Origin of the sequence: uncultured Roseovarius sp. (genome assembly GCF_913054395.1) — a bacterium.
Lineage (GTDB): Bacteria > Pseudomonadota > Alphaproteobacteria > Rhodobacterales > Rhodobacteraceae > Roseovarius.
Window position 1 is genome coordinate 1 of sequence record NZ_CAJXIP010000012.1, and the last position, 26,535, is coordinate 26,535.

At 60.0% G+C, this 26,535-nt stretch carries 23 protein-coding genes and 3 pseudogenes; 11 read left to right on the forward strand and 15 right to left on the reverse strand.

Annotated features, from left to right (window positions below):
• Window positions 1–143 precede the first annotated feature (143 nt).
• Window positions 144–569, reverse strand: a complete 426-nt coding sequence (locus QZ522_RS02935) for a DUF1489 domain-containing protein (RefSeq protein WP_294607283.1) — start codon at window positions 567–569, stop codon at window positions 144–146.
• A gap of 135 nt (window positions 570–704) precedes the next feature.
• On the opposite strand from QZ522_RS02935, the gene QZ522_RS02940 reads away from it, so the two are divergent.
• Window positions 705–2,999 (forward strand): adenosylcobalamin-dependent ribonucleoside-diphosphate reductase, encoded by a 2,295-nt coding sequence (locus QZ522_RS02940; protein ID WP_294607287.1) that lies wholly within the window; start codon window positions 705–707, stop codon window positions 2,997–2,999.
• A 365-nt stretch (window positions 3,000–3,364) separates the two neighbouring features.
• Window positions 3,365–3,447, forward strand: a pseudogene (locus QZ522_RS02945) (ATP-binding protein); the annotation flags it as partial.
• Window positions 3,448–3,640: 193 nt separating this feature from the next.
• On the opposite strand, the gene QZ522_RS02950 reads toward QZ522_RS02945, so the two are convergent.
• Both QZ522_RS02950 and soxC read right to left on the reverse strand, forming a co-directional pair.
• Window positions 3,641–4,333: a cytochrome c gene (locus tag QZ522_RS02950; RefSeq protein WP_294607291.1), complete on the reverse strand. Its 693-nt coding sequence runs from the start codon at window positions 4,331–4,333 to the stop codon at window positions 3,641–3,643.
• Window positions 4,320–5,705 (reverse strand): sulfite dehydrogenase, encoded by a 1,386-nt coding sequence (soxC, locus tag QZ522_RS02955; protein ID WP_294607293.1) that lies wholly within the window; start codon window positions 5,703–5,705, stop codon window positions 4,320–4,322. The genes QZ522_RS02950 and soxC overlap by 14 nt, the downstream gene beginning before the upstream one ends.
• A 104-nt stretch (window positions 5,706–5,809) precedes the next feature.
• Here soxC and QZ522_RS02960 point away from each other — a divergent pair, with 104 nt between their 5' ends.
• Window positions 5,810–6,532, forward strand: coding sequence for an IclR family transcriptional regulator C-terminal domain-containing protein (locus QZ522_RS02960; protein ID WP_294607296.1), 723 nt, complete (start codon window positions 5,810–5,812; stop codon window positions 6,530–6,532).
• 81 nt (window positions 6,533–6,613) lie between these two features.
• Here QZ522_RS02960 and QZ522_RS02965 read toward each other — a convergent pair whose 3' ends face one another.
• From QZ522_RS02965 to QZ522_RS02980, 4 genes and pseudogenes are all read right to left on the reverse strand, one after another.
• Window positions 6,614–6,952, reverse strand: coding sequence for a hypothetical protein (locus QZ522_RS02965; RefSeq protein WP_294607298.1), 339 nt, complete (start codon window positions 6,950–6,952; stop codon window positions 6,614–6,616).
• Window positions 6,952–7,584: a cyclic nucleotide-binding domain-containing protein gene (locus tag QZ522_RS02970; protein WP_294607301.1), complete on the reverse strand. Its 633-nt coding sequence runs from the start codon at window positions 7,582–7,584 to the stop codon at window positions 6,952–6,954. The genes QZ522_RS02965 and QZ522_RS02970 overlap by 1 nt, the downstream gene beginning before the upstream one ends.
• 89 nt (window positions 7,585–7,673) lie before the next feature.
• Complete coding sequence (locus tag QZ522_RS02975; protein ID WP_294607304.1) at window positions 7,674–9,092, reverse strand: MATE family efflux transporter; 1,419 nt, start codon at window positions 9,090–9,092, stop codon at window positions 7,674–7,676.
• Between the two features lie 397 nt (window positions 9,093–9,489).
• Window positions 9,490–9,654, reverse strand: a pseudogene (locus tag QZ522_RS02980) (amino acid permease); the annotation flags it as partial.
• A gap of 404 nt (window positions 9,655–10,058) precedes the next feature.
• On the opposite strand from QZ522_RS02980, the gene QZ522_RS02985 reads away from it, so the two are divergent.
• Complete coding sequence (locus QZ522_RS02985) at window positions 10,059–11,102, forward strand: alpha-hydroxy acid oxidase (RefSeq protein ID WP_294607307.1); 1,044 nt, start codon at window positions 10,059–10,061, stop codon at window positions 11,100–11,102.
• On the opposite strand, the gene QZ522_RS02990 is transcribed toward QZ522_RS02985, so the two are convergent.
• The 5 genes from QZ522_RS02990 to QZ522_RS03010 all read right to left on the reverse strand — a co-directional run bounded on the left by QZ522_RS02990 (window position 11,087) and on the right by QZ522_RS03010 (window position 16,232).
• Window positions 11,087–11,917: an energy transducer TonB gene (locus QZ522_RS02990; RefSeq protein WP_294607309.1), complete on the reverse strand. Its 831-nt coding sequence runs from the start codon at window positions 11,915–11,917 to the stop codon at window positions 11,087–11,089. The genes QZ522_RS02985 and QZ522_RS02990 overlap by 16 nt on opposite strands.
• A complete protein-coding gene (locus QZ522_RS02995; RefSeq protein ID WP_294607311.1) occupies window positions 11,914–12,357 on the reverse strand; it encodes a biopolymer transporter ExbD in 444 nt (147 codons plus the stop codon). The genes QZ522_RS02990 and QZ522_RS02995 overlap by 4 nt, the downstream gene beginning before the upstream one ends.
• A gap of 4 nt (window positions 12,358–12,361) precedes the next feature.
• A complete protein-coding gene (gene exbB / locus QZ522_RS03000; RefSeq protein ID WP_294607314.1) occupies window positions 12,362–13,135 on the reverse strand; it encodes a tonB-system energizer ExbB in 774 nt (257 codons plus the stop codon).
• 1 nt (window position 13,136) lies between these two features.
• Window positions 13,137–13,820, reverse strand: a complete 684-nt coding sequence (locus QZ522_RS03005) for a Fe2+-dependent dioxygenase (RefSeq protein ID WP_294607316.1) — start codon at window positions 13,818–13,820, stop codon at window positions 13,137–13,139.
• 66 nt (window positions 13,821–13,886) lie between these two features.
• Window positions 13,887–16,232 (reverse strand): TonB-dependent siderophore receptor, encoded by a 2,346-nt coding sequence (locus tag QZ522_RS03010; protein WP_294607319.1) that lies wholly within the window; start codon window positions 16,230–16,232, stop codon window positions 13,887–13,889.
• Between the two features lie 310 nt (window positions 16,233–16,542).
• On the opposite strand from QZ522_RS03010, the gene QZ522_RS03015 reads away from it, so the two are divergent.
• From QZ522_RS03015 to QZ522_RS03030, 4 genes and pseudogenes are all read left to right on the forward strand, one after another.
• Entirely contained in the window at window positions 16,543–16,719 is a 177-nt protein-coding gene (locus tag QZ522_RS03015; RefSeq protein ID WP_294607321.1) for a hemin uptake protein HemP, read from the forward strand.
• Between the two features lie 453 nt (window positions 16,720–17,172).
• Complete coding sequence (locus QZ522_RS03020) at window positions 17,173–18,189, forward strand: Hint domain-containing protein (RefSeq protein ID WP_294607323.1); 1,017 nt, start codon at window positions 17,173–17,175, stop codon at window positions 18,187–18,189.
• Window positions 18,190–18,349: 160 nt separating this feature from the next.
• Window positions 18,350–18,502, forward strand: a pseudogene (locus QZ522_RS03025) (metal-sensing transcriptional repressor); the annotation flags it as partial.
• Between the two features lie 8 nt (window positions 18,503–18,510).
• Window positions 18,511–19,830 carry an MFS transporter gene (locus QZ522_RS03030; RefSeq protein WP_294607325.1) on the forward strand — a complete coding sequence of 440 codons (1,320 nt, stop codon included), beginning with the start codon at window positions 18,511–18,513 and terminating at the stop codon, window positions 19,828–19,830.
• A gap of 36 nt (window positions 19,831–19,866) precedes the next feature.
• On the opposite strand, the gene QZ522_RS03035 is transcribed toward QZ522_RS03030, so the two are convergent.
• Window positions 19,867–21,846 carry an FAD-dependent oxidoreductase gene (locus QZ522_RS03035; RefSeq protein WP_294607326.1) on the reverse strand — a complete coding sequence of 660 codons (1,980 nt, stop codon included), beginning with the start codon at window positions 21,844–21,846 and terminating at the stop codon, window positions 19,867–19,869.
• A gap of 64 nt (window positions 21,847–21,910) precedes the next feature.
• The gene (locus QZ522_RS03040) at window positions 21,911–23,956 is read right to left on the reverse strand and encodes an NADH:flavin oxidoreductase (RefSeq protein WP_294607328.1); all 2,046 of its coding nucleotides are present in this window, start codon (window positions 23,954–23,956) and stop codon (window positions 21,911–21,913) included.
• Window positions 23,957–24,071: 115 nt separating this feature from the next.
• Here QZ522_RS03040 and QZ522_RS03045 point away from each other — a divergent pair, with 115 nt between their 5' ends.
• Window positions 24,072–24,710, forward strand: a complete 639-nt coding sequence (locus QZ522_RS03045) for a TetR/AcrR family transcriptional regulator (protein WP_294607330.1) — start codon at window positions 24,072–24,074, stop codon at window positions 24,708–24,710.
• A 70-nt stretch (window positions 24,711–24,780) separates the two neighbouring features.
• On the opposite strand, the gene QZ522_RS19060 is transcribed toward QZ522_RS03045, so the two are convergent.
• Window positions 24,781–25,158 (reverse strand): hypothetical protein, encoded by a 378-nt coding sequence (locus tag QZ522_RS19060; RefSeq protein ID WP_365353390.1) that lies wholly within the window; start codon window positions 25,156–25,158, stop codon window positions 24,781–24,783.
• 41 nt (window positions 25,159–25,199) lie between these two features.
• On the opposite strand from QZ522_RS19060, the gene QZ522_RS03055 reads away from it, so the two are divergent.
• Window positions 25,200–25,742: a sigma-70 family RNA polymerase sigma factor gene (locus tag QZ522_RS03055; protein WP_294607334.1), complete on the forward strand. Its 543-nt coding sequence runs from the start codon at window positions 25,200–25,202 to the stop codon at window positions 25,740–25,742.
• The gene (locus QZ522_RS03060) at window positions 25,727–26,416 is read left to right on the forward strand and encodes an anti-sigma factor (RefSeq protein WP_294607336.1); all 690 of its coding nucleotides are present in this window, start codon (window positions 25,727–25,729) and stop codon (window positions 26,414–26,416) included. The genes QZ522_RS03055 and QZ522_RS03060 overlap by 16 nt, the downstream gene beginning before the upstream one ends.
• Window positions 26,417–26,535 lie beyond the last annotated feature (119 nt).

Sequence of the window (26,535 nt, forward strand, 5' to 3'; positions counted from 1 at the left end):
CTGTCTTTTTGAGACCTGTTGGCCAGAGGATTATCAACCGCAGGTGGCGGTCGGGCAATGAACGTTGCTGTCGCGCGGTTTCAACAATCGGTGAAAGCCGGCTGAGCGGTTTGCGTCGAAAGGGTGTGATCCCGTCGCGCGCCTCAGAGGACGCCGATATCGGCCAGGGCGGCCGAAAGTTCGGGCGGGAGCGTGTCATCGCTGCTGCGCGCGGCGCCAAGATCGGGGGGCGCGTCGGGGCCAGCAAGGTAGCGCCAGCCCTGAAACGGGCGTTTCTGCGCGGTGGCGGTTCGGGTGATAGCGGGGTCAAGAACGATGGCACAGCGCCGGATTCCGTCGCCGCCAACCACCTCGTCAAGGCGCAGGATGGTTTGGCGGCATTGTACAAGCCCCTGAATGACCCAATAGATCGAGCCACCCTGCAACAGTTCGGTTTCGCGCTTGGGCCACATCCGGGTAATATGGCGTGGCAACCCGTCGGCGCCTTGCGCGCGGGCGTTGTCCTGCCAGGCGACGAGATCCTCGATCGACTTGGTGCCAACGCTGAGTTTGATCAGATGCAAGGCCATATGCATTCCCCCGAATTGCGCCATATATCGTAGCGCCCCGGCGGGCAACTGCAAGAGAGTGCGCAGATGCGTATGGAAATCATATGGGCGGCGGGCTATGGTATGTCTCCTTCCAAGCCAATAGGAATCGCCCGCATGACACGATTTGCCGCTCCGATCGCCGAACAGATCTGGAATATGAAATACCGTTTCAAGGCGGCGGATGGTGCGGCGCATGACCTGACGGTCGAAGACAGCTGGCGGCGCATCGCCCGCGCTCTGGCCGAGGTCGAAAGCGACTCTGCCCACTGGGAAGAGCGGTTTTACGAGGCGCTGGAGGACTTCAAATTCCTGCCCGCCGGGCGGATCACCGCCGGGGCCGGTACGGGGCGCAAGGTCACCATGTTCAACTGTTTCGTCATGGGCACTGTGCCCGATGACATGGGCGGCATTTTCGACAACCTGCGCGAGGCGGCGCTGACCATGCAGCAGGGCGGCGGCATCGGGTATGATTTCAGCACGATCCGCCCCAAGGGCGCCGAGGTGCATGGCGTGTCGGCGGATGCCAGCGGCCCGCTCAGCTTTATGGATGTCTGGGATGCGATGTGCCGCACCATCATGTCCGCCGGAAGCCGCCGCGGCGCGATGATGGCGACGATGCGCTGTGATCACCCCGATATCGAGGCCTTCATCGCCGCCAAATCCGATCCGGCGCGGTTGCGGATGTTCAACCTGTCGGTGCTGGTCACCGATCCGTTCATGGCTGCGGTCGAGGCGGACGGGCCGTGGGATCTGGTGTTTGACGGCAAGGTCTATCACACGCTCAATGCCCGCGATCTGTGGAACCGGATCATGCAGGCAACCTATGATTATGCCGAGCCGGGAGTGATCTTCATCGACCGGATCAATGCCGCCAACAACCTTGCCTATTGCGAAACGATTGCCGCCACCAACCCCTGTGGCGAGCAACCCCTGCCGCCCTATGGCGCCTGCCTTCTGGGCTCGATCAACCTTGCCCGGCTTGTCAGTACGCCGTTCGAAGTGGGCGCCGGGCTTGATCAGGAGGCTTTGACCCGGCTGGTCGGCACGGCGGTGCGGATGATGGATAACGTGGTAGATGCCAGCAAATTCCCGCTTGAAGCCCAGGCCGAAGAGGCGCGCGCCAAGCGGCGGATCGGTCTTGGCGTGACCGGGCTTGCCGATGCCCTGTTGATGGTCGGGCTGCGCTATGGATCGGACGAGGCGGTGCGGCAAACCGAAGACTGGCTTCACGCGATTGCGCGGGCGGCCTATCTCGCGAGCGTGGAACTGGCGCGGGAAAAGGGTGCTTTTCCCCTGTTCGACCGCGATGCCTATCTCGCCAGCGGCACGATGAAGGGGATGGACGCCGATGTGCGCGACGCGGTGGCCAAACACGGCATCCGCAACGCGCTTTTGACAAGCATCGCGCCCACAGGCACGATCAGCCTCTATGCCGGTAACGTGAGTTCCGGGATCGAGCCGGTCTTTGCCTATTCCTACACCCGCAAGGTCTTGCAGAAAGACGGATCGCGCACCGAGGAAGAGGTGGTCGATTACGCGGTCCGGATGTGGCGCGACAAGTTCGGCGATGCGGAGTTGCCCGAGTATTTCGTCAACGCCCAGACCCTGCCGCCCGAAGATCACGTGAAAATGCAGGCCGCGGCCCAGAAATGGGTCGACAGCAGCATTTCCAAGACCATCAATTGCCCCGAAGACATCAGCTTTGAGGCTTTCAAGAACGTCTATCTTCAGGCGTGGAATCTTGGCTGCAAGGGCTGCACCACCTATCGGCCCAACGATGTGACAGGCAGCGTGCTGAGTGTCAGCGAGGCCAGCAATGCCGCCCCCGGCGAGACCGCCGCACAGGTGCCGGGCGGATTGCCCGGTGAGGGGGGCGATGTGATTTACATGTCAGAGCCGCTGGATCGCCCGACCGAGCTTGAGGGCGCGACCTACAAGCTCAAATGGCCCGACAGCAATCACGCGATTTATATCACCGTCAACGATATTGTTCTCAACGGACATCGCCGCCCCTTCGAGGTGTTCATAAATTCCAAGAACATGGAACATTACGCCTGGACGGTGGCCCTGACGCGGATGATCTCGGCGGTGTTCCGGCGCGGCGGGGATGTTTCTTTTGTGGTCGAAGAGCTGAAGGCCGTGTTCGACCCGCGCGGCGGGGCCTGGATGCAAGGGAAATACGTACCTTCGATTCTGGCGGCAATCGGCGGCATTCTGGAACAGCACATGGTTCAGATCGGCTTTCTGGAAGGCGAAGGCATGGGCCTCAAGAGCGACCCGCAGGCGCAGGTGGTTAACCTTGGCGAAACGCCCAAGGGCCCGGCCTGTCCGGCCTGTGGCGAATTCGGCATGCACATGGTTGAAGGCTGCATGACCTGCGGCAGCTGCGGGCATTCCAAATGCTCCTAGCCCCTCGTGCTTGTGACAACTATGACGACAAGCTTATTTTGGCCATTTTCGGGAAAAATGGCCATTTCAAAAGTTAAAGGCGGCTATTCATTTAAATCGCGCCGTTGGGGCGTTTTCTCCGGCTTGACCCACATCTACAGTCTGTTGACGCCTTTGATGGAGCATTGTTCCAGGCAAGGTTCCACAGAAATGAAAATTGAAATATGTTCTCGAGGGCGTCGTGGAACAATGCTGCTCAGATGATTTCCGTGTGGCGTTACCCGGAAAAGCCGGTTTTGCCGTCAATTATGATCTTCCCCACAATAACCAAGGCCGCAGGGATAACGGGGACCGGATATAGTTACCTGAAAGAAGGTGCATATGGCGTGTTCGGCGAGGCAAAATGACCACCGCGCTGGTCGATCGTCTCACCCACCGCTGCCACATCCTAGAGACCGGCAATGACAGCTAACGGTTCAAGGCCAGCTCCGAGATAGCGGAAAAGAAAAGGAAGGAGGCCGGAGCATTGCCGACACCATTACGCAGAGAACATAACTACCGGGTGGGTCAAATCTTGGTGACACTGCCGGGTCAGATCTTTGTGACAATCAACAATCTGGTAAGGGGCTTGCACCATGCAGCCCCTCCCTTTCATCTCACGCTCATTCCTTGTTTCTTACATCCGGCCTTGGATCTGACACGAACCCGTCGGCATTGGGCATCTCGACCTTCGCCATCGACTCCGCATCCAGCGTGGTTCCAGGATCATCGCTGATGATGTCCGCCCGTCCGAGAATATAGGCGCTGACGGCATAGACCTCGTCAGCGGAGAGTGAGCCCGGCGAATCCATCGGCATGGCGCGATGCACATAGTCGAACAGTGTACTCGCATGTGGCCAATAGCTCTCGACGGTCTTGACCGGCTTGGCATCGGTGAGCGTGCCGCGTCCGCCGATCAATTTCGGCGCGCCGATATCCTTGTTGCCCTCGAGGTCTGCGCCGTGACAGGCCGCACAGCGTTCCGCAAAGACCTCCTCGCCCTCGGCGTAGCTGCCCTGGCCCGGCGGAAGCCCGCGACCATCGGGCATCGCGTCGATATTGAACCCGGCGATCTGCATGTCCGTGGCCGGTTGTCCGACCCCGAAGTGCGCCTTGGCCGGGTCGATATCGCCTACTTTCGCGGCGCTGGAGCGTGTCGGGCCGGCAGGCGCGCGTTCTTCGAACTTGCCGATTCTCTCGGGCAGTTGAGCGACAGTGCGCGAGGGCTCGTTCCCGGCCCACGCCTCTTGTGCGAGGCACGGGACCATAACCGTGAGCGCCGCGGCGCAAAGGAGCGAAGTCTTAGGCGTGGACATTGGTCACCTCCCCGTCTTGTGCGATGTGCCAGCTCTGGATGGCGTTCAGATGATAGACCGATTTCAGGCCTCGGACCTTGACCAGTTCCGGCAGGGTCGGCTGGACATATCCGGTCTCGTCCACCGCGCGGCTCTGGAGCACCGCCTCCTTCCCCGTCCATGTCCAGGGCAGGCGGAACCGGGTATGACATTTCGGCAGGACGGGCCCGTCGAGGGCGGCCTCCTGCCAGGTCGCGCCGCCATCGGCCGACACCTCGACCCTGGCGATCTTACCTCGTCCTGACCAGGCAAGCCCGGTGATCTCATAGAATCCCGGTCGCGGCAGTTTCATTGCACCGGACGGGAAGGTGATCACCGATTTCGCCTCCATCGTCAGAGAGAACTGACGCGCCGTTCCATCCGGCATGAGGTCGGTATATTTCGAGGTTTCCTCGCGGGTCATGAAGGGCTTGTCGCTGACTTCAAGCCTGCGCAGCCACTTGATGTGGGTGTTACCCTCAAAGCCCGGAAGCACCAGCCGCAGCGGATACCCCTGTTCGGGGCGCAGGGCTTCGCCGTTCTGGGCATAGGCGACGATGGCGTCGTCCATCGCCTTGTCGACGGGTACAGAGCGGGTCATCACCGCCGCATCCGAACCTTCGGCCAGAATCCAGGCCGCGCCATCCGACAGGCCGACCATTTCAAGCAGTGTCGACAGGCGCACGCCGGTCCATTCTGATGTCGAGGTCAGCCCGTGCGTGCCCTGCACCGTCCTGAGCGTCGGCTCTTTCCATTCGGTTAGGCCATTGCCGGAACATTCGATGAAGCAGAACCGGCTGACGGCGGGCAGGCGCTTGAGGTCATCCACAGTGAACCGCATCGGTTCATCGACCATGCCGTGCAGGATCAGCTCATGTGTTCTGGGATCGATGGCCGGGATGCCACCGTGATGGCGTTCGAAATGCAGCCCCGAGGGGGTGACGATCCCGTGACCGGAGGCCAGTGGCGTCATCGACCAGCTGGAATCCAGACTGGCGGTTGGATAGCGCCAGCGTAGCTCATTCTCGAATTGCGACCGCGATCCGTATCCGCCGTCATCGAGGATCATGCGCCCCTGTTCCTTGGTGGGGTCCGGTTGCACCGGGTATTCGAAGGCACCGGGCGGGGCATCGGCGGCGGCTTGTCCAGCAGTGAAGACCGCCCCTCCGAGGGCAATACCACCCGTCAGAATGTTGCGACGCGTCAGACCGTTGAACATGCCCTCCTTGCAGTCACAGTCCTCCTCTTCGGATTGCCCGGAAAGCATCCGGCGTTCGATCTCGACCAGACTTTCCGCCATATGGCGTTCCGCAGGTCCGTATCGCGACCCGGAGAACCTTTTATCCTTTGGCATTGCATCCCCCTCCTTTAATTTCTTATTTCACCAAGTAAGCTCGTCCATTCAGTGTGCGATTCTCATTGAGTGAAAATGTTGCCCCATGAGGTGGGAATTTGTAAATGGATAATCGCAATCTCGCTGTTCTCGAGGGGATCGCCCGTCTTGGAGAAGAGGCCACGGCCAAGCATCTCGCGGACGAGGTGAACTTGCCGCAGGCCACGGTTTACCGGCGGATCACTGACCTTGAGAACCTCGGCCTTGTGGAGCGTACGGGAAGACATTACCGCATCGGATCAAGGCTTTACCGATTGCTTGCGACGGGGACTTCCACCTCGGAGCTCGTGAAGGCTGTTATGCCCGTTCTGTCAGGCATGGCCGAGGCTTTGGGCGAGACCACATTCGCAGCGCGCCTTGTGACTGATGGGGTGGATCTTTTCCAAATATGTGTCCCCGCAGATCCAAAAGGCGCGATCGTTATACCAAACAAAGGTCTTCGACCGGCCAGCATCTGTTCTGCCGCAAAGGCGATTCTCGCGCATGTTCCGAAATCATTGCAGGCAGAAGTCATCGCGGCAGCCGCACCATTGTTTCCCGATCTCCCTTCCAAAGATGCCGACTTGCTGGAGGCTGAATTCGGACAGATACGTGAAAGCGGCATTGCCTATTGCATCGGCGAAGAGGACCCGGATATCGCCAGTATTGCGACGCCGATTGAGCTGAACGGCGCGCTCGGTCAGATGTGCATTGGCATCGTCGGCCCGCGCGGTCGCATTTCCCGTAAACTGGAACAGGACCTTGAACAAAAGCTCAGGTTGCGCAGGTCTTCAATTGATCTTCATTGATTGCAGACCAGCGAAACCATGACCATTTGACCTACCAAGACGGCCTTCCGAAAGTAAAAACGACAGGACGGACCGTACTTTCTATGGAAGGTTAAACTGAAATAGACTTCTGCGTAATTCCAGGATTCCTGCCGGTTTGGCCTTTCGGTATTCTGTCGCAGAAGCTTTTGGAGTGGTTTTCATGGACTTGTTTTTTGCTGAGGCGGCGATCATTGGTGCGACGCTGATCGAGGCTGCAGTCCGCCCGCGCAGCCATATCGGGCCCCCGCCAACCGCGCCGAAAGTCCGGAATTTGCCACCATGATCCACGGCGCATCCGCGCAGCGCGTGCTGGCCGACAAGGCCTATGCCAACCGTGCAAATCGCGCTGCGCTCAAAGGCAAACACCGCGAAGGGATCATGCGCAAGGCCGCCCGCCATCACTCTGGTTGTGCTTCCCGCGTTTGCGCGGCGTTCGCGACGAGCCGCTTGGTGACCGTGCGCATCACGGCCATGGCGAATTTGGGGTCTTCATATTGCAATCGCGTAAAGCGTTTCTCGTCAAGTTCGTAGACAACCGTATCCTCCAGGCACCGAACCGTCGCCGATCTCTCGGCGCTGTCATTGAAGAACGCCATCTCGCCGAAAATCTTGCCTGCGGCCACAGATACATTCTGGTCTTCGATTTCAACACGACCCTCGGCCAGGTAATAGAGGCTGTCGACCGGATCGCCCTTTGTGAAAATGACATCGCCCGCCTGGATCACACGTTTTTCGCCGTACGCCATAGCGGCGGAGAAATCACGTTCCGATTCGTCCGTCATATGCGTCACCAATCTGCGCACTGCGATGAGTTCATAGAGGCGATAGGCGTTGATGGGTAGCAAGATGAGTTCGATCGCCAGAAGCGGCCAGACCTGAAACACGCCGCTATAAACGATGAAGCAGACGGACGACGCCATCGCCAGGATCCGCAGCAGCATCATCGATTTCGTTGCGAAGGTGGCCACTTTCAACAGGGCAGCGAGCCAGCCCACGGCCTGAATGATATGGTGTGTCGTGATTGTTTCCATTGGCTCTTTCTCCTAATGAGCCCGTCGACCTTGGGTACATTCATGAGACGGGTACGCCCGCATGCCCCGCTTGCCTGCCTCGGTCAGGCTCATCGGTGCGCTGCGTGCTTGTGTAGAGTATGCGTGATCAGGCTGGCATGGCCAAACAGGGGATGAGGGTGGCGGTGCATACCACGATCAGCCGGCGGGTTGTGGATCAGCCGCCAGCCCAGCCATATCGCGATTGAAGCAAATACGACGCTCCCAATCGCCTGCCCGATCAGGACTCCCTGCGCGCCGAGCAGCATACCGCCAACGATGACGAACGGCCAGGTGCCCAGTGTATTTTGCCCCCAACTCAGCCATGTCGAATAAGACGGGCGGCCCAGCGTATTGAACGAAGCGCTGGCGACGAAAATTGCGCCATTGAAGAAGGACGCGAGAGCCAACGGGAAGCAGAAGAGGAAAATCAGTGACTTCGTCAAGTTCTCGGCACCGAACAGCGCGGCGATCGGGCCTCGGAAGACCAGCAAGATCAGGGTGATGAAGACCACATAGATCGCAACAAACTTAAGAGCGTCGATATAAGCCCTCTTGACCCTCTCTATATTGCCGGCGCCAAAATTCTGGCCGATGATCGGCCCGATAGCGCCCGCAAGGGCCCAAATCACCGAGAATGCCACCGGCGTCAGTCTCCCGATCACCGCCATGCCGGCAACCGCCTCGGCGCCGAATTTCGACATTTCGCGGGTCACGATCGCGGTGCCGATTGGCGTGGCCACGCTTGTCAGGACAGCCCGAACGGCGAAGTATGAAACCGGCTGGTAGTCACGCCAGAGTAACCTGAGTTTGGGTCGGACAAAGGCGTTGTGGCGGCGCATCGCCGGATAAACTGCGAAACCGAGCGTCACGAACCGTGCCGCCACCGTCGCCCAGGCTGCGCCCTCCATTCCCATATCCAGGCCAAAGATCAGGATCGGGTCCAGTACGGCGTTGGTCGCTGCCCCGAATAGCGATGGGTACATTGCCAACCGGTTCTCGCCATAACCTCGAAGTACCGTCACGGTGACCATGGAGAGCCCCGATACAAACGTGAACGGGATGATTATCCAAAGATAGGTCGCAGCCAGTTCGGCCACCTTGCCCTCAGCCCCCAGAAGCCCAAGGAAAAACTCTGTATTTGACAATAGAATCAGTGGTATAAAGATGGAGGTCAACACAGAAAACATCGCTGTACTGGTGGCGTATTCCCGGGCTTCCAGCTTGTCACCCGAGCCGATTGACCGCGATGTCAGGACACCGGCAGCGACCGACACCCCGATATTGATAGCGCTGGTAAAGAACATGAGGGCGCTGGCATAGCCTGCTGCAGCGGCCAACACCTCATGACCTAGCATCGAAATGAATATCAGGTCGATCAGATCAACCGCATAGATCGCCATCAGGCCGATGCTGGCCGTAAAGGATGAAACGGACACGTGACGCATGATGCTGCCAGTGGTAAACACCGCATTGTTCTCGGTCGTCATCTCGAATCTCTCTTAGTTGATCGACCGTGCAAGCATTTCAGGGCCGCATAATTTCCCCTTTTGCACCCGACTAGTGTACAAGCCTAAGCCATAGGTGGGTAGCCTCAAGTTACGTAGGGGCAACCCAGCCAGACCGCTTGCTACGAAAACTGTCTGCCGCATAGGGTGTTTGCGTAAAATATGACCTCTGCATGGTGAATCGAGCATGCAATGGCCGAGCCAGCCGTGCACGTCGAGCCCGACGCCGCAGAGATATAGTTAAAAGTTGGCGATTGCCCCTGAGGGGCGGCATATCGTGGCGTTGTTCACGCGCCGCAATTCTCATCTGAGAACAGGATATGCCACATGACGACAAAAACCATTACCCAACTGCCCTATCCACAGGGGTTTTCGCCTGACCCTCTGAGGGCCAGGCATTCGACATCTTCACATAGGTGTAGGCGCTGAAACCCGTCACCATGGCTCCAACCGCGAAGGCCAGTGGAAACCAGGGCCCCGCCATCTCTGCTATCTTCCCCGTGAGTGCGAGGATCCCGGCCCCGATCATCGCACAGATACCCATCGCCACGGCGTCGAAGAGTGACAGGATGTTCTTTTCGTATTGTTGCACCCTCACTCTTTCCGTCCATCCTTTAGTCGTGTCGCCGTGACGCCGGTGACGGTCATATGAATCTGATACGCGCGCAGATCCTCCGGCGTAGCCGTGTCGGGTATCGTTTCCTTCAATCTCGGGTTTGTGGGCTCGAGGAATGAACGCTTTATACTTGCAGAATGGCCGAATCTCTGGCCGCGCCACGTCAAGGATCTCATAGAATCAATGGCTTAGATTGTTCTGATGGCCAAGTAATGCTGGTCGCAACAATTGCTCTGTCGATCAGGTCCGTTTTCTCTTCGTGTGTCATGTTCTCTTGAAATCGACCACAATACTTGATTAAATTACACGGATAATTAAACCGGAAAATTGATATGATAAATACCCCCCTGCACAAATATGCTTCGGTCGCTTGCGACGTGCTATCGCCAGAGGCTTACGCCTACATCGTCGGCGGCGCAGGCCGCGAGGGGTGCATTGCGCGCAACGAGGGGGGGTGGTCCGAAATCCTGCTCAGCCCCGAGCCGATGCAGGATATGACAGGCCTGTCGTCGGCGATATCAATTCAGGGAACCAAGGTGGATTTCCCCTGTTTCGTTGCGCCCATGGCCTTTCAGAAACTGGCCCATCCGGAAGGTGAGAGGGCAATGGCCGTGGGCGCGGCATCGCAAGGCGCGGGGTTTGTCCTGTCCTGTCAGACATCGGTGGCCCCGGTCGAGGTCGCCGCGGGTCCGTTCTGGTTTCAACTTTACCTTCAGAATGATCCCGTCGCGACTGTCAGTCTGGTTCAGACTGCTATTGCTTCGGGGGCTTCAGCCTTGATCGTCACGATTGATGCTCCTGTGAACGGCATTCGCAATCGCGAACAGGAAGCCGGTTTTGTTTTGCCCGAAGGCATCCGCCCGGTTCTGATGGATGGTTTGCCCATACCGGCGAAGCCAACCGATCCTGTGGTTTCACGCGGTCAGACAGCCCCGGTCTGGGATGATCTGGCGCGGCTTTGCAGGCACTCTCCGATTCCGGTTTTCGGCAAGGGCGTCATGTCGGTCGAGACCGGAAAACGCGCGCTGGATGCGGGATGTGCAGGGTTGATCGTGTCGAACCATGGCGGGCGCGTGCTGGATGGATTGCCTGCCACGGCAAGTGTTTTGCCCTCCATTCGGCGGGCTTTCGCAGAGGCGACACTATTGGTTGACGGAGGCATACGTTGCGGCGAGGACATGTTCCGCGCGATTGCTCTGGGTGCCGATGCCGTGCTTGTCGGGCGGCCCGTATATTTCGCGCTGGCGCTTGACGGAGCACGCGGCGTTGCCACGTGCCTGCGCCGCTTGCGGGATGAATTTCTGGCGACAATGATCCTCTGTGGCACGCCCACGGTGGCCGATATCACGGCCGATCACCTTTATCGGAACGCGTAGGAAATCGGCAATCGCAGATCGAACGGACCAGCCCCCATCGCGGCGGGCGGGGGCGGCAATCTTTCGAATCCGTCGAACAGATCAAGCGCCGCATTGTCCAGGACCGGCCAACCGGAACTTTCGAGCACCTCCTGCATGGTCAGACGCCCATAGGTATCCAGCGTGAAGGCAACAACGACGGTCCCTTCCGCCCGTGCCTCGCGGGCACGGCGGGGATAGGTTTTCGCCGCGGCGATGGTCAGCACCAGATCCTTTTGCCATTCGGTCACAAGGGCCAGCGTTTCTTCATCCGTCAGGCCGACCTCCTGTTCCTCGGATCCGGTCATCGCGTCCCGCCCCGCGCTTGCCTGTGGCGCTGCGGCGCGGCTTTCCACTGCGGCATCCGTGGTCTGTTGCTCTTGCGCTTCGGTCGGCACTTCGCTGGCGTCTTCGGCGGTCTCGCTTTCCTCTTCCACTTCGGTTGCGATGCGAAACTCCAGTTCCGGGTCGTCCACCTGATACGGGATTTGCGCCAGAAGCGGGGTGTCGCTGGATTTGACCGCTACCACCTCTTTGGGGCTTTCGATGACGGCTTGGCTGTCTTGCGCCACATCCCCTTCCGTCAGATCGGCTTCGGGCGCCGCCATCAACATTTCAACCGGCAAGAGGTCAATGAAATCGCGTCCCTTAAGGCCGTAGTCTTCAATCAGGGGCGCATCGGGAAGGGGGCGCGAGAGGCCATAGGCGGCGATCCCGACATGGGCGAGCAAACTCAGCCCCAGACCAGAGATCACCGCCACCCCCATTCCGCGCGCAGGACGGTACGCAAGGCTCATTGCGGGGGCGCCGCTTGCGTGTCTTGTTCGTCTTCCAGCCCGACAAGACCGATCTTGAGATAGCCCTCGCCCCGCATCCGGTTCATCACCGCCATCATTTCCCCATAGGGAACCGTCCGGTCGGCAGAGATATAGAGCCGCGTATCGCGGTTCAGCATCGTTGCCATGCCCAATTCCATCGGCAGCGCATCAAGGGTCGTCTCACGCTCACCGACCATCAGCGTCAGGTCCTGCGTGACCGTCACGATCACCGGATCATCCGGTCGCGACGCCGCCTGAGCCGAGGCGACAGGCAATTCGACCGGCACATCGACGGTCGAAAGCGGAGCGGCCACCATGAAGATGATCAACAAAACAAGCATCACATCAATAAAGGGCGTGATATTAATGTCGGCATTGGCCGCAAGATCGTCTTCCCCCATCGAGAGTTTGACAGCCATGACCCTACTCCGCGGCCAGGTGCAGATCAGGCTTTGCGCTCTCTGCATCACGGTCAAGGTCGCGTGAAAGTGTGCGCAGGACCAAGGCGCCCGCATCGCCACAACCTGTGCGATACCCGCCGATCAGCCGGGTCAGGTGGTTGTAAAGGATCACCGCAGGAATGGCGGCGACAAGGCCGATGGCGGTGGCCAGCAAGGCCTCTGCGATGCCCGGCGCGACGACAGAAAGGTTCGTCGTTCCGCTTTGTGCAATCCCGACAAAGGAATTCATGATGCCCCAGACGGTGCCGAAAAGCCCGATAAAGGGCGCAGTGGCACCGATAGAGCCGATCACGGTTGCGCCCGACTGCATGGTCCGGGCCGCCCCCGCCTCGATCCGCGACAGATCAAGCGCACAGCGTTCCTTGATCCCCTCGGCGGGCAAGCCGCGAGAGGCGATCCTTTCTGCCTCTGCGGCCGCCTGCATCACCTGAACCGCGCCTTTGCGCAGGGGGGCGCCCAACCGCCCGCGTCCGTCCAGGGCCTTGTAATCCCGTCTCAACCGGCGGTTCGCCACGCCGATCTGGATCAGCTTTCCCGCCCAGATCGCCCAGGCCAGGGCCGATGCCGCCAAAAGCGAGAGCATCACCGCCTTGACCACCCAGTCGGCGTCCATGAACATGGCCAGGGGCGTCAGCACCTCGGTCTCTGCCGCAGCCTGCAACCGCATGGCGAGCCCGTCAAGGCCGAGTGTATTCGCCCAACCGATTAGCGTTTCATTGCTTGTACTTGCCGACATGTCAGACCTCTGCCCATTGGCGGATAAGATTGTGATAGATGCCTGCCAGGCGAACCGTATCGGGGGCATTGTTGCCCAGGGCCGTGCCAAGCGACTGGATCGACTGGTCCAGATCGAAAAGCAGTTCGCGCTTTTGGGCGTCGCGGATCATGGATTGCACCCAGAAGAACGACGCAACCCGCGCCCCGCGGGTGACCGGCGTCACCTCGTGCAAAGAGGTCGATGGATACACCACCGCATGCCCGGCGGGCTGTTTCACGCTCTGGGCGCCGTAATGCCCTTCGACCACCAGTTCACCGCCGTCATATTCTTCGGGATCACCCAGAAACAGGGTACAGGAGATATCGGTGCGGATCTGCCGCCCCTCGCCGGGGATTACCCGGATCGCATTGTCCACATGGACGCCAAAAGTCTGCCCGCCGGCATAGCGGTTGAACATCGGCGGCAGAATTTGCGCGGGCAGCGCCGCAGAAACCCAAATCGGATGGGCCATCAGGGCGCGGACCATACGTGCCTGAAGGTCCGGCAGGATCGGAGAGCTCAGCGGTATCTGTTCATTGCGCTTGATCTCGGCCGATTGCGGCCCGGCGGTATGGCGTCCGTCCTGCCAGTCCGCCGCATCAAGGATGCTGCGGATTTCGGTGACCTCGTCTCGGGACAGAACATCAGGAATGGTGATCAACATATTGGCTTTCCTTCGATAAGGTCTGGGGCCGATAGCGCCGCCCCCAGAAATTGCGGGAGGGTAACCCTAGAACTTGATGTCAAGTGAGGCCGTCACCGACCGTCCGGGGGCCACGTAAACAAACGGCGTGCCGGAACGGTAGAAGGCGTCATAATAAACCTCGTCCGTAAGGTTATCGACCCGCACGGTCAGGGCCTTGCCCTCGCCGATTTCATACTGGGTGAAGGCATCGAACCGCCAATAGGAGGGCAGGGTATTGCCGTTGCTTGCCGTTAAGCTGCCGCCCATCAGTTCACCCCGCCAGGTGGCCTGTCCGCCAATGTTCCAGCGATCGTTGACCTGGTAATTGGCAAGCAGGTTGATTTGTTCATGGGCGATATTGGCCAATTCCGCGCCGATGTTGCTGCTGTCGGCACTTTGCAGCACTTTGCTTTGCATCCAGTTGGCGCTGCCATAAAGGCTCAACTTGTCGGTTACATTCCCCGACACGCCCAGTTCCAATCCGCGAATGCGGTACTTGCCGGTATCGGATGCGGTGGCCGATGGCCCCCGGCCGGAGGTTTCAATCGCGTTTTCCTTGGTTGTCTGGTAAAGCGCGGCCGTCCATGACAGGCCGTTCACCTCCCATTTGGTGCCGATCTCGAAGGCGGTGTTTTCTTCAGGTGCGAAATTCACATTCCTCGCATCAAGGCCGGAATAGCTTCCGCCGCCGGCATCAAGGCTCTGGCCCATCGGATCGGTCGAGGTTGCGTAGGATGCATAGACCATGCCCTGATCGTTCAGCCGATAGGTCAGGCCCGCGTTCCAGTTGAAGAAGGTATCTTCGCGCGACAGCCTGCTGGTCGCGGTGGAACGGGTGATCTTGTAATTGTCGATCCGCGTCCCGAGGTTCAGGATCAGATCGTCGCGCAATTCCATCACGTCGCCGATGTAGAGCGACCGCGAGGTGACATTGGTCTGGGTCACGGCAGGGTTACGCACCAAGGCCGGGTTCGCGCAGGTCGATACATCGGGGGCGTAGATCGACAAGGAACAGCCTGACAGGTTCTCGACTGCGGTGCCGCCACCGGATTCCGATGTCAGCCCCTGATAGGATTGCTGATCCACCTCTTCGCGGGTGACTTCCAAACCGATCACGAGGTCATGGCCGATGTTACCGGTCGCCGCGTCAAACGACAGTTCGTTCTGGCTCGAGATAATGTTGTTCACCTGATACCGGCTTTTCGGCGAGGCGGTCAGCGTCCAGTTCGCCGGGTCGGCATCGGTGATATCTGGCCGTTCAGGCGCCGTGACCACGTAATCGTTGATCGATTCCGCGATCCGCAGCCTGGAATTCAGCATGACATCCGGTGCGACCTCATAGCCGACGCCAAAGGTCAGCATGGTCTGGGTCGCGTCATGAAAATCGCGTGCGGTATTGCCGTAGAAGGTGCTGCGATCCAGCTTTGGGCGCCCCGCAGCCGCCTCGGTAAAGGGAATGTCATTGGCGCCATCCCACGGCACGCCCCAATCGGGGATCCCGTGGAACTCAGAGCGCGTCAGGTCGACCGAAACCGTCAGGTCGTCGGTCGCATCATATTCCGCCGCGACGGACAGGCCGCGGCGATCATCCTCGACATCGTCGCGCCCCGCCACACCCGCGCTTTGGGCCATGAGGTTCACGCGGGTGCGGAATCGGTCGCTCCAGACCTTGTTCCAATCCAGTGTCTGGCGATACAGATCTGCCGAGCCGACAGTGGTCTGACTTAGAAGGAAATCTTCGTTCTGGGGGGATTTCGTGACGATATTCACCGCCCCCCCCGTCGTGCCGCGCCCGGCGATCGAACCGGTCGGGCCTTTGGTCACTTCGACCTGTTCGGCATTGAAGGTTTCGCTGACGCTAACGCCGGCATTGCGCTGCCCATCGACGAACATATCGTTCGAGGCGCGGAAACCGCGGATAAAGAGCACGTCGCCAAAGGCATTGCCGCCTTCACCGGTGCCAAGCGTCAAGCCCGGCGTGGTGCGTGCCAGTTCGCGCACGCTTGTCGCGTTTTTGTCGGCCAGCACTTCCTGCGTCACGGCCGTCACCGTGCGGGCGGTTTGGGATAGCGGTTGCCTGAGCAGGGAATTGCCTGACGACAACGCGGTATAGGGCGCATCGGGGTCGGCATAGGCGGAGGTGCCATTGGTGCCTGCGGCGTTTGCCGTACTGCTTGCTGTTTCCTCGACCGCTGTTTCGGCGGGCGGGGCTGCCACGGGGTCGGACGGTGCGGCGGCGGCTGTCTTGCGGGGTTGGCGGGGCGCGGGTTGGGTGGTCGCTGCGGGTGCCGCGGTTTCAACCTCGACCGTGGGCAAAAGGATGAAGCCGTTTGCATCCGCCGTTTGCGCCGCCGCTGGTGACGCCGCGGTCAAGGTCGCTGCGGTGATCATTGCCAATCGCTGTGGAGAGGGTGAAGAAACGGATGCGCAAGCGGTTCGGCGCAGGGATGCCGGTGTTTTAACGGTAGACATGAATAGGTGATCCCCCGACGCCCGTTTGAGACGGGCGTCTACAAATGGTGTTTTCATTTTTTGCTGGGGATAACCTGGCTTTCGCGGCGGAGAGTTATATATTCCGACAAATACAGTCAAGAATTGAATTCAATTGAAGGCAAAAAGAAAAATTGGCCTTGAACTCTTCAGCAGATTAATACCTTATAAAATTAATAAGAAATTCAGCTTAACATTGCAAGGCATTGATATGAATTGGAAAGAATCGAATTTGAAAACGCTTAACGATCAGAATCACCATTCGGTGATACCCAGCTATGACGCCGAAACCCTGACCGAAGGCGGGGCGATGGCGCAAATCGTGCTGAACGAGCAGACCTATAACCTGCGCATTACGCGGGCGGGGAAACTGATCCTGACCAAGTAAGAAACCGCCGGTCCTGTGGCCGGTGGCCGTTTGGAATTATCGGGGCCGGGCGCCCCGGTTCCTGATGGGGTGATCAAGAGGCGCGCTTGGCCGTCTTCGATGTTCAGGCACTGAATGAGTTTCTGTCTGGCGGCCAAAGCCTGCTCTGTTTTTTGCGAATTGTGGCGCAACCGGCATCCAAGCCGGGGGCAGTCTGGCACCTTCCGAAATACAAGACATTTTATCATGGGCACCATTCGATGCCTGCGTTGCGGTCTGAAAAAAACCCATATTTCGCAGGGCGAAATGACCGTTCCATGTCAGGGGCTGCATCGGGGCGTTGGTGATGGATTGGAGACTGTTCATCCAACGCAGCCAATCTATTCCCTCAGAAAAATCATCAGATGACCATAATCCTACCATCAACATTCGCTTCAGTAAGGATCGCGAAACAGGATTCAAGACAGGTTAAAAATGTCAGACTTTCCAACGTCATATCAGACTTACGGTGGTGCGTTGCTTGCGGCGCAGCTATTCGGAGATCCGATCAATTTAGCTCTCGCCGATCTGGGGGGCATGAATTCCGGTGCAACTCTGACGGAAGAAGATACATCCCTGACCGTGGGGGAAACCACGACATTGGGCGGAGTTGAGTACACGGTTCTGGGCTCTGGCACGATCCAACCGACCGCAGTCAGTCTTTTGGGAATCACCATCGGGTTATCACCGGCTGTAGATGTGGTGCTTCTTGAAGATGCCGGTGGAAATATCATTTTCATGTACCCGGACGGAGAGCCGGATACAGATAGCCTTCTGGGCCTTGGCGACGTGGTAATGGTCCTTGATGTCGAGCAGGTCGGTTACAACTTGGGAACGGGTGAAGTTCTTTGTTTCCGGGAAGGTACGATGATCTCTGTTCCCGAAGGGGAACGTGCCATAGAGGATCTGCGCGTCGGAGACCTTGTTGCCGACATTCACGGCCAGTCCCACGAGGTTCGTTTCCTGGATTCCTACATTGCCGACCCTGCTGACGACGGTGGCAGAAACCCGAGTGTCACAATCCCTGAAAACGGGTTTGGCGCGGGTGTTCCGCATTCGGATCTGACCGTGACCGGGCAACATCGTCTCTATGTTCCAAACCCGATGGCCGAAGGGGAAATGTGCCTTGTTCCGGCGAAAGCCTTGATTCAAACGGGGCATGCGCATGTTTACCACTCGGACAGGGCAACCCGGTTTTTCCACCTTCTGACAAGAGGGCATAACGTTGTTCGCGCCAATGGCATGGGGGCGGAAACCATGTACACCGGAAAGATGGTCTTGGCCGCATATGGATCCGCAGGGTCCCAACGCCTCGCCAAAGCCTTGAATGTTTCCGTTGTCGATCTCATGAAGACAAAATCGGCCTATACCTTCTGCCGTGTCGGCCCATACGTGCGCGCGACACAGCGGATGGATCAAGCGCAATGGATGCCTTGCGTTAAAACGGCGTAGGCATTTGCCGCGCGCGGCGTGGTGTCAGGTATTGGCGCTGCCTGCATGAGGGGGGGGCGGCTTTGAAGTTGGCTTGCGGCCTTTAACTCGGCGTCTTGCACCATCCCTCGGGGGAGGTTAGCCAATGCATATGACAGAAACCCGCACCCATGCCAGCCCGCCCTGTCTTGATGTCGCACAACAGTTGCAGACCGTCGAATGTGCGCTCCGCAACGCCAAGCAGGCCCTGATCCATGACCACATGGACCATTGCCCCGATGCTGATGACAGGCATGATCGTGCTGAGTTGAAGGCCATTTGCCGCTACCTCTGAGGACGCATATGTTTGATATCCTGTCAGATCGCACCTACCGGCACCTGTTCCTTGCACAGGTTGTGGCGCTTCTGGGAACAGGGTTGGCGACGGTCGCACTGGGGCTTCTGGCCTTTGATCTTGCGGGTGACGGAGCGGCGATGGTGCTTGCCACGGTCTTTACCATCAAGATGGTGGCCTATGTGGGAATCGCGCCCATTGCCGGGGCTTTCGCTGACAGGGTCAACCGCCGGGCCTTGCTGGTCACGCTGGACCTGGTTCGCGCGGCGGCGGCGCTTTGTCTGCCTTTCGTCACCGAGGTCTGGCAGGTCTATGTGCTTATCTTCCTGCTGCAATCGGCCTCGGCCGCCTTTACCCCGACCTTTCAGGCGACGCTTCCCGACGTTCTGCCAGACGAGGCGCGGTATACCCGCGCGCTGTCGCTGTCGCGGCTGGCCTACGATCTGGAGAACGTCATTAGCCCGACCCTCGCGGCGCTTTTTCTGGCGGTGATGAGCTATAACCTGTTGTTTCTGGGCACCGTGGTGGGCTTTGCTGCTTCGGCGCTTTTGGTGGTCTCGGTCCTGCTGCCCAGCCCTGCGGCGTCCGAGCCGCGCGGCATCTATGATCGGACCACGCGTGGCATCCGGATCTATCTGGCGACCCCCCGTCTGCGCGGGCTGTTGGGCCTGAATCTTGCGGTGTCCAGTACGGGGGCGATGGTTCTGGTCAATTCGGTCGTTCTGGTGCGCGGGCAATTGGGGCTGGATCAAAGCGCGCTGGCCTGGACCATGTTTGCCTTTGGCGCCGGGTCGATGATTGCGGCACTTGTCTTGCCAGGCATATTGGACCGTGTGGCGGATCGTCCCGTGATGCTCTTGGGCGGTTGGGTCTCGGTCGCGGCGCTGGTGTCCCTGGCACTTGCCATCATCTCAGGCGGGCTGAGTTGGGGGGCGCTTCTGATCGCCTGGCTTGTTACCGGGCTGGGATATGCGACGGTTCAGACGCCCTCGGGCCGCTTGCTCAAGCGCTCCGCCCACCCCGAGGACCGCCCCGCACTCTTTGCCGCACAATTCGCGTTGAGCCACGCCTGCTGGCTGCTGAGCTATCCGCTTTCGGGCTGGCTGATGACCGCTTTCGGCAGCGTTGCCGCCCTTTTGGTGCTCGCGTCGCTGGCGACAGTGGGGATTGTCGTGGCGCTGAGGCTTTGGCCGGCATCTGACCCGGAGGTCGTGGAACACACGCACGAAAACCTGCCGCTTGACCACCCCCACCTGAAGGGTCATCGCCACCATTCCCATAAGCTGCTCATCGACGATGCGCATCCGCGATGGGGATCGCAATTCTGACGGTCAGTTTTGGCAAGGCAGGCCGGGGGTCTGCGCCTAAAGGGCAAGGCCGGTTGTCCGACCGTCATGGATGGCCGCGGCGGCCAGGCGCGGCGCCAGGGCGTCGCCGATCAGGATCGGGGTCTGTCCCATCTCGCGAAGCCTGTAGGGAAGCTCGTGATCCGCCCGGTTCCCGGTGGCAAGGACAAGCGAGTCTGCCGCGATCGCGGTTTCTTCGCCGGTCAGAAGCGAAACCACGCGCGCCCCGCTACCGGTCCATTCGGTAATGGCGCTTTCGGTAACGAAGCGGGCACCGAGCGAGGCGAGCCGCTGTCGTGCGGGAAAGTCCGAAGCGGTGCGCGCGATGTCTTTGCCGATCATCGCGTCGGGGGTGACGATGGTCACCTCATGCCCCGCTTCCAGCATATGCCAGGCCGTGCCGATGCCGCGCCAGTGACCGCCTTCATCGAGAACGATCGCCGCCTTGCCCAAGCGGGCGGCGCGGCCCATGACATCTTCCGTCGACCAGACATTGCCCGCGTTCACGCCTGGCATTTCCGGCACCTGTGGCAGGGCCTTCTGAAAACCGGTGCCAGCGGGCAGGGCTCCGGTGGCCAGCACCACCTGATCCGCGCCGATGGCAGCGATCTCGTCGGCGTCGAGATAGGTGTTGAACCGCAGGTCGACCCCCAGCTTTTCAAGCTGGCGCCCATACCAGGCGATCAGATCGGTGATCTGCGCGCGCCGCGGCTGGAGCCCGGCCAGGCGGAATTGCCCGCCGAGGTCGGAACTGGCTTCGGCGAGAATGACCCGGTGACCACGTTCGGCGGCGCTGCGGGCGGTCTCAAGACCTGCCGGGCCGGCCCCCACCACCAGGACCGTCTTGCGCTCTGAGGCCGGTGTGAAGCGATCCCCGCCCCAGAGATATTCGTGCCCTGCCGAGGGGTTGATCAGGCAGGAGATGTAATAGTCGCGCCCGCGCCGCCCCCAGCATTGCTGATTGCAACACAGACAGCCGCGGATATCCTCGATGCGGTCCTCCTGAACCTTTGCCGCCAGGTGTGGGTCTGCGATCTGTCCGCGCACGATCGACACAAGATCGGCCCGTCCGGCGCCCAAGATGGTATTGGCATTCTCGGGAGTCCGGATGTTGGCCTCGGCGATCACCCTGGCGGCGAGCCCTGCACCCTTCAGGCGCTCGGCCAGATCGGCCCCGAGATTTTCAGCGCATTGAAAGCCGGGTATGATTTTCTGAAAGTCGATATAGCTGCCGGCGCCAACGGTCACGTAATCCATCAGGCCGTCGGCATCATGGCGCATGATGATCTCGACCATTTCGTCGTGGTTGGGGAAGACGCCGGTGACAGAGTCGTCAGATATTGACAGCCCGATGATGAAATCCTCACCGCAGGCAAGGCGCACCCGTTGCAGGACCTCGCGCGAGAACCGGGTGCGGTTTTCAAGGCTGCCGCCCCATTCATCCTCGCGCTGGTTGGAAAAGGGCGCCCAGAATTGATCGAGCAGGCAGTTATAGGCGGCCCAGACCTCGACACCGTCGAACCCGGCCTTCTGACAGCGGATCGCGGCGTTGACGAAGCATTGGATCGTTTCCTCGATTTCTGCGGCGGTCATCGGGTGGCTGCCGTCATTGTCGTGATAGCTCGGCCCGCCAGAGGGCGACCAGTTGGCATGCCAGGAATTGTCCCAGTCGCCATGGGCGCCGACATGGTAAAGCTGCTGGATCATCACCGCGCCCTCGGCCTTGCAGGCCTCGGTGATCCGCGCGAAATGCGGGATCACCTCGTCCGAGCAGGGCCGGAAATTGCCGCGCGTCAGAACTGCGGCGGGATGGACCGGCATGGGTTCCACCGTGATCATTGCCGCCCCGCCAAGCGCGCGTTCGAGGTAATATCCCAGATGTTGGTCACCGGGCAGGCCGCCGCTGGCCATATTGGTGGTATGGGCGCCGAAAACGATCCTGTTGCGCAGGGTTTTATGGCGGATGTCCAGCGGTGAAAGTACGTGTTTCAGGGCCATGTCTCTTTTTCCTGTCGCTCAGGGCCTTGGGCCGACATCAATCCTGTCGGCCCTCAGGCAAACATCAGATGTCCTTCACCAGCCTCAGCGCGTCATAGATCGCCGCGTGGGTGTTGCGCGCACTGACCGCATCGCCAATGCGATAGAGGGCAAAGGCACCGTCGGGATTGCGTGTGACGTCCTGCGGCTGACCGTCGATCAAGGCGTCGTAATCCACCGCGCCACTGTTCGACGACAGCGGTTTCAGCTCGAAATAGAGCTCGTCCATCGGCAGCGTGCCATAGTTCACCACCACCTGATCATAGGTCTTTTCGGTCTTCAGGTCGCTGTAATCCGTGCCGATCACGGCCTTAAGTTGATTGCCGTCGCGCGTCACGTCCAGCAGGCGGCGGGTGACGGTGAAGGTCACGTCCTTGTCCTGAAGCGCGCGCATGTAAGGCACGAGGTTCATCGCCATGATATCGGGCGCAAAGGTGCGGTCCGGTGTCATGATCTCGACCGTGCTGCCGGCGTTGGCGGCAATCTCGGCCGCCATGACGCCGGGATGATCGCCGCTTTCATCATAGATCAGCACGTTCTGCCCCGGCTTCACGTCACCTGCGATGATGTCCCAGGCGGTGACGACCAGATCCTGCTCCTTGCCGGTCTCAAAAAGTTCCGTGTTGGGCATTCCGCCGGTGGCGATGATAACCACATCGGGGTTCAATGCGGTAACGTCCTCAGCCTCAGCCCATGTGTTGAACCGGAATTCGACGTCCCGTGCCGCACATTGTGCCATGCGCCAGTCGATGATGCTGATCATCTCGCGCCGGCGCGGGTTCTGCGCAGTCAGGCGAATCTGGCCACCCGGGTCGGGCTGTGCTTCCAGAACGGTGACATCATGGCCCCGCTCGGCCGACACGCGTGCGGCCTCGAGCCCCGCAGGACCGGCGCCGACAATGACCACCTTTTTGCGGGTCGCCGCCGGTTCGATGGTATGCGGCATGGTCAACTCGCGGCCCGTCGCCGCGTTGTGAATGCACAGCGCATCGCCCGCCTGATAGATCCGGTCAAGGCAATAGGTCGCACCGACACAGGGGCGGATGTCATCCTCGCGCCCTTCCATGATCTTCTTGACGACATGCGGATCGGCCATGTGGGCGCGGGTCATGCCCACCATGTCCAGCAGCCCCGCCGCAACGGCATGACGCGCGGTGGCCACATCGGGGATCTTGGCCGCGTGGAAGGTCGGCATGCCAGTGGCCTGCTTCACCCGTCCGGCAAAATCCAGATGCGGCGCGTTCTTCATGCCCTGGATCGGGATGAGGTCGGTCATCGCCGGGTCGGTGTGAATCCGACCGCGCACCACGTTGAGGAAATCGACCATGCCCGAGTTTGCGAGGCGTTTCGAAATCTCGATGCCATCCTCTTCGGTAATGCCGCCTGCCTCGGCCTCGTCAGCCGTGTAGCGCAGTCCGACGATGAATTCGTCGCCGACCCGTTTGCGGATGCCGCCCAGCACATCCATCAGCAGTTGCATCCGGGTGTCGAGCGTCCTGCCCCCATAGGGGCCGTCGAGATCGTTGGTCAGCGGCGACCAGAACTGATCGAGCAGATGGCCGTAGACCTGCAATTCGATCCCGTCCATGCCGCCCGCCTTCATGCGCTCGGTCGCGTCGGCGAAATCGGTGATGATGCGTTCGATATCCCAATCCTCGGCCAGCTTGGGAAAGGCGCGATGGGCCGGTTCGCGGTGCTTGGACGACGACACAGAGGGCAGCCAGTTGCCCTTGTTCCAGTTGGTACGGCGGCCAAGGTGGGTCAGCTGGATCATTACTGCGCAGCCGTGTTCGTGGCAGGCATCCGTGAGCTGTCTTATCCATGGCACCACCTCGTCCTTGTAGGCGAGGATGTTGTTGAAGACCGGCGGGCTGTCCTTTGACACCGCGGCCGAGCCGGCAGTCATTGCAAGGGCCACCCCGGCCTTGGCGCGTTCGGCGTGGTAGGCGGCATAGCGTGCCTTGGGCATGCCATCCTCGGGATAGGCGGGTTCATGGCTGGTGGTCATGATCCGGTTGCGAAGGGTCAGGTGCTTGAGCTGATAGGGCTGAAGGAGGGGATCGTTCGACATGGGGAGTCTCCGTTATGCTGACCGGACGATTCCAGAAATGTTCATCTATGTCAAGTTTATGTTCATCGGCGACGATTTCGTTGCCTGCGACTGGGAAGTCGTCTAGGGTCCGCCCATGGCGGATTTGATCGACACGACTGAAAAGGCGACGGGCTGGCGCGGATCGCGTGAGGTCTGGCTTGCGGCGGCGCGCGAGGCGTTTCTCGACTCGGGGCTGGATGCGGTCAAGATTCAGCCGCTGGCCAGCCGTCTCAACCTTTCGCGGACCAGCTTTTACTGGTTCTTTGCGGATCGCGCGGCGCTGCTTGAAGCGCTGCTTGAGGACTGGGAGACGGTGAATACCGGCAGCCTGGTCGCGGCGGCCCATGACTATGCCGAAACCATCACCGAGGGTGTCCTCAACCTGATCGGCATCTTTCTTGACGATGGTCCATTCGAATCGCGCCTTGATCTTGCGGTGCGCGGTTGGGCGCATCAGGCCGAGGCGGTGGCGCTTCGGGTGAACCGCGCCGATGACACCCGCCTTGCCGCGATCCGCGCGATGTACGAGCGGTTCGGCTATGGCGCGGGCGAGGCCGACGTGCGCGCGCGCACCGTCTATCTTGTGCAGATCGGTTATATCTCGATGCAGGTGCATGAGGATACGGCGACGCGCATGACGCGCATCCCCGATTACGTCAAGACCTTCACCGGCAAGGCGCCGTCAGAGCGCGAGTTGGCGCGGTTTCGCGCGCGGCACGGGCAGGGCGCCTGACAGTGCGCCATCTTGTGGCATTTTGAAAATCATGCGCCGGTGTTCTTGGGCGCGCATGACATGCATTGGGTTACCAGGCGTTATATCCAAGATATTTCCCTGACATCTCGATCTTAACCCGATCGCCCTTGGGGTGCTCGATCCGCGTGATCTGCATGTCGAAATCAATCGCTGACATGATGCCGTCGCCGAATTTCTCCTGGATGATCGCCTTGATGGTCGGGCGATACACGCCCACGACCTTGTATTCGCGGATCAAGAAGCTTGGGTTAAGCTCCGCGGACTGGGCCTGATCTGTGCATCCGCGATTTGACTTTGCTGCAAGGAACCGCCTTTTCGCGATGTCCGGCCAAGGATGGCTTTTGTCTCGGTCGCCGCCGTGCCGGAACGGTGGGACGGATCTGGCGGAAGGTATTCTTTTTTCGTCTGGTGTTTCAGGACGCTCCAAAGCATTGTTGCGCTAGAAAACGGGCAGGGGCCGGAAAACGCATGGCGGGTCGCGAAGACATCGAAAAGATGATTCTGCAGGTTGGCCTTGGCGATCGTGCCGCGTTTTCATCGCTATATGATGCGACCTCGGCGAAACTTTTTGGTGTTTGCCTTCGTATGTTAAATAACAGGGCAGAAGCCGAAGACACGTTGCAGGACGTCTTTGTCCGGGTTTGGCAAAAGGCAAACCTCTACAGTTCCAATGGATACAGCCCCATGACCTGGCTGATCACATTGGCGCGAAATGCGTCGATTGACAGACTTCGCGCCCGACGGGCGGCGACGGTTGATATAGACGAGGTTCACGACCTTTCCGACACTGGCCCCACACCCGAGGCTGATGCGATTGCCTCTTCTGAACGGGAACGGCTGAATAGTTGCCTCGACGAATTGGAGCCCGACAGGTCGGATGCGGTCCGGCGGACCTATCTGGATGGGGATAGCTACAAGGAACTTGCCGCACGCTATGACGTGCCGCTCAACACGATGCGAACCTGGCTGCGCCGCAGCCTTCTGAAACTAAGGGAATGCCTGAGCCGATGAGTGCCGAAGAAGAGCATAGCGACGACATCGCCCTGGCTGGCGAGTATGTGCTGCACCTTCTGGATGCCGCTGAGCGCAAGGCGTTCGAGGCGCGACTTGTTCAGGAACCGGCGTTGCGTGATCTCGCGCGTGAATGGGAAGCCCAGCTTGCGCTCTTTGCTCAGGACATTGCCCCTGTCACACCACCGGCCGCCGTGAAATCAAAGCTTGAAAGCAGGCTCTTTGCTGCGCCCGAACGCGCGTCGCGCGGTTTGCGGCGTTGGATCATCGGCGGCATGCTTGCCCTTGGGGTGATCGTTGGCGCCGCCGTCCTGCTGCCGGTGCTAAGCCCGCCGGTTCCCTCTCTGACGGCAAGCGTTGTTGCCGAAGATGGCTCGCTTGTGGTGGCCGCGAACTTTATCGCCGAGACAAACACCCTCGAGATCGAACGTCAGGCCGGGGCGGCCCTGCCCGGTCGCGTGCTTGAGCTTTGGCTGATTGCGGCCGATGCCACGGCGCCGGTGTCACTTGGCGTTTTGCCAGAGGATCGCGCTGCGCGTATCGCGCTTTCCGACAGCCTGGCCCGTCAAATGACAGGCGCTGTTCTGGCGATCAGCGACGAGCCGCCGGGCGGCTCTCCGACCGGGGCGCCCACCGGTGCGGTCCTAGCCGCAGGGCCGGTGACGGGCGTGTAAAATAACGTCCCTTGCGGTTTTTTTGAAAAAAATAAATTCGCGCTGAAACTTTCTGACGAAACCTTCCGTGTCTTCTCCATCGTCGGCTCAACCGGGCCATTAAAACCGAAGGAGAAAGA

Bases quoted from the DNA above. Each gene is read 5' to 3' on its own strand.
- QZ522_RS02985 (WP_294607307.1), top strand. From the start codon at position 10,059: ATGATAAATACCCCCCTGCACAAATATGCTTCGGTCGCTTGCGACGTG.
- QZ522_RS02975 (WP_294607304.1), bottom strand. From the start codon at position 9,092: ATGACGACCGAGAACAATGCGGTGTTTACCACTGGCAGCATCATGCGT.
- QZ522_RS03045 (WP_294607330.1), top strand. From the start codon at position 24,072: ATGGCGGATTTGATCGACACGACTGAAAAGGCGACGGGCTGGCGCGGA.
- QZ522_RS03005 (WP_294607316.1), bottom strand. From the start codon at position 13,820: ATGTTGATCACCATTCCTGATGTTCTGTCCCGAGACGAGGTCACCGAA.
- soxC (WP_294607293.1), bottom strand. From the start codon at position 5,705: ATGCCAAAGGATAAAAGGTTCTCCGGGTCGCGATACGGACCTGCGGAA.
- QZ522_RS03015 (WP_294607321.1), top strand. From the start codon at position 16,543: ATGAATTGGAAAGAATCGAATTTGAAAACGCTTAACGATCAGAATCAC.
- QZ522_RS02970 (WP_294607301.1), bottom strand. From the start codon at position 7,584: ATGGAAACAATCACGACACACCATATCATTCAGGCCGTGGGCTGGCTC.
- QZ522_RS02960 (WP_294607296.1), top strand. From the start codon at position 5,810: ATGGATAATCGCAATCTCGCTGTTCTCGAGGGGATCGCCCGTCTTGGA.
- QZ522_RS03055 (WP_294607334.1), top strand. From the start codon at position 25,200: ATGGCGGGTCGCGAAGACATCGAAAAGATGATTCTGCAGGTTGGCCTT.
- exbB (WP_294607314.1), bottom strand. From the start codon at position 13,135: ATGTCGGCAAGTACAAGCAATGAAACGCTAATCGGTTGGGCGAATACA.
- QZ522_RS03030 (WP_294607325.1), top strand. From the start codon at position 18,511: ATGTTTGATATCCTGTCAGATCGCACCTACCGGCACCTGTTCCTTGCA.
- QZ522_RS03010 (WP_294607319.1), bottom strand. From the start codon at position 16,232: ATGATCACCGCAGCGACCTTGACCGCGGCGTCACCAGCGGCGGCGCAA.
- QZ522_RS02995 (WP_294607311.1), bottom strand. From the start codon at position 12,357: ATGGCTGTCAAACTCTCGATGGGGGAAGACGATCTTGCGGCCAATGCC.
- QZ522_RS02940 (WP_294607287.1), top strand. From the start codon at position 705: ATGACACGATTTGCCGCTCCGATCGCCGAACAGATCTGGAATATGAAA.
- QZ522_RS03040 (WP_294607328.1), bottom strand. From the start codon at position 23,956: ATGTCGAACGATCCCCTCCTTCAGCCCTATCAGCTCAAGCACCTGACC.
- QZ522_RS03020 (WP_294607323.1), top strand. From the start codon at position 17,173: ATGTCAGACTTTCCAACGTCATATCAGACTTACGGTGGTGCGTTGCTT.
- QZ522_RS03035 (WP_294607326.1), bottom strand. From the start codon at position 21,846: ATGGCCCTGAAACACGTACTTTCACCGCTGGACATCCGCCATAAAACC.
- QZ522_RS02990 (WP_294607309.1), bottom strand. From the start codon at position 11,917: ATGAGCCTTGCGTACCGTCCTGCGCGCGGAATGGGGGTGGCGGTGATC.
- QZ522_RS03060 (WP_294607336.1), top strand. From the start codon at position 25,727: ATGCCTGAGCCGATGAGTGCCGAAGAAGAGCATAGCGACGACATCGCC.
- QZ522_RS02935 (WP_294607283.1), bottom strand. From the start codon at position 569: ATGGCCTTGCATCTGATCAAACTCAGCGTTGGCACCAAGTCGATCGAG.
- QZ522_RS02965 (WP_294607298.1), bottom strand. From the start codon at position 6,952: ATGGCGGGCGGCCTTGCGCATGATCCCTTCGCGGTGTTTGCCTTTGAG.
- QZ522_RS02950 (WP_294607291.1), bottom strand. From the start codon at position 4,333: ATGTCCACGCCTAAGACTTCGCTCCTTTGCGCCGCGGCGCTCACGGTT.